The following is a 1,918-nucleotide window of genomic DNA, read 5'->3' on the forward strand; positions in this document are numbered from 1 at the left end:
CCGGTTCGCAGATGGCTGTGTTTTTGATAAACAGTCGCCTGGGCCTGCTTTCTGCCGCTCACATCCTTATCAGCGTGAGCCACACTTCTTCCGAAGTTACGTGTGCTTTTTGCCGAGTTCCTTAACGCGGGGTCGCTCGTGCGCCTTAGATTACTCATCCTGCCTGCGTGTGTCCGTTTCCGGTACGGTCCGACTCAGCCTAACTTTAGACAGTATTTCCCGGCACCCTGATTACGTCCGCTTCGCTTCGCCTGCGCTCCGCTCCCCGTAACAGCTCAGCTCAAGGACTCTTTTAACCGCCCTCTCAACACCTCGCTGCTTGGACAGGATCTACCGTTCTCCTGCCGGATTTCACCTCATGCGTCCTGCCTTCAAAACCGAATCGGGTATCGGATTTTGAACCGATTTCCCATCGACTACGACTTTCGTCCTCGCCTTAGGGGCCGACTTACCCCGGGCAGATTGCCTTTACCCGGGAATCCTCAGGCTTTCGGCGGACGGGAATCTCACCCGTCTTTTCGTTACTTGTGCCTGCATTCTCTCTTCCGCTTCCTCCAGCGCCCCTCGCAGGTACGCCTTCTTCGGTTAGCGCAATGCTCCCCTACCGCCCGCATCTTACAATGCGGACCCGCGGCTTCGGTATAACGCTTAGCCCCGTTACATTGTCTGCGCACGCCTGCTCGACCAGTGAGCTGTTACGCACTCTTTTAAGGAATGGCTGCTTCTGAGCCAACCTCCTGGCTGTCTGTGCAAACGCACCTCATTTCACACTGAGCGTTATTTTGGGACCTTTGCCGGCGGTCCGGGCTGTTTCCCTCTCGACTATGAACCTTGGAGCACACAGTCTCACTCCCATGCGTTGGCGGATGGCATTCTGAGTTCGATTGGTGTCGGTAGACTGTGACGCCCCCTATCCCATCCGGTGCTTTACCTCCTTCCGCTTTGCATGAGGCTGTCCCTAAAGGCATTTCGGGGAGAGCCAGCTATTTCCAGGTTTGTTTAGCCTTTCACTCCTAATCACAGGTCATCACTACCTTTTTTAACAGATTACTGTTCGGCCCTCCAACAGGTTTCACCCTGCCTTCAGCCTGCCCATAATTAGATCACCTTGGCTTCGGGTCTGCGACACGCGACTTCTCGCACTTCTCACACTCGCTTTCGCTCCGGCTCCGGATCTCCCAACCCTTAGCCTCGCCGCGCATCGCAACTCGCAGGTTTATTCTACAAAAGACACGCCACAACGCCCATGCGCCGTGACATCTTGTCGGTTTGCGGTTTCAGGTTCTCTTTCACTCCCCTCACCGGGGTTCTTTTCGCCTTTCCCTCACGGTACTCTTCGCTGTCGGTAGCTGTCTCGTATTTAGCCTTGGATCGTGGTCGACCCGGATTCAAACAGGGTTTCTCGTGCCCCGCTCTACTTAGGTACCGCACCATGGAGTCCGATCCTTTTCGCCTACGCGGCTTTCACGCTGTCTCGCGCGCCTTTCCAGACGCTTCCGCTAAAAATCGGTTTTTTCCAAACTCCACGGGTCATCCCCGTGCGGCCCTGCAACACCCTACATAAGGGTTTAGGCTCCTGCGCGTTCGCTCGCCGCTACTTGCGCAATCTCTGTTGATTTCTCTTCCCGCGTTACTTAGATGGTTCACTTCACGCAGTATCGCTCCGCCGCAGTATCTTCTTCCCGCGCGCGGTGTATGCCTTTCGACATACGGGTTACCCCATTCGGCTATCTGCGGATCTAAGGATGTTTGCTCCTCCCCGCAGCTTTTCGCAGCTTACCGCGGCCTTCTTCGCCGGACAGCTCCTAGGCATCCGCCACAAACCTATACTTGCTTGACCATATTCTCTTTCCCGCGCTCTAAGCTTCCAACCGCTTATGCGCTCAAACCTTCTTCCCTTCCCTATATTTTCAAAGAC

The 1,918-nt window shown here is 55.2% G+C and carries 1 rRNA gene (running past one end of the window); it reads right to left on the bottom strand.

Going from position 1 to position 1,918, the window contains the following annotated elements:
* Nucleotides 1–1,840, bottom strand: a 23S ribosomal RNA gene (locus JSQ97_RS12415) (it extends 1,196 nt beyond the left edge of the window).
* Nucleotides 1,841–1,918: the final 78 nt, after the last annotated feature.

The sequence above is a fragment of the Treponema sp. Marseille-Q4523 genome (genome assembly GCF_016901105.1).
Taxonomy (GTDB): Bacteria; Spirochaetota; Spirochaetia; order Treponematales; family Treponemataceae; genus Treponema_D.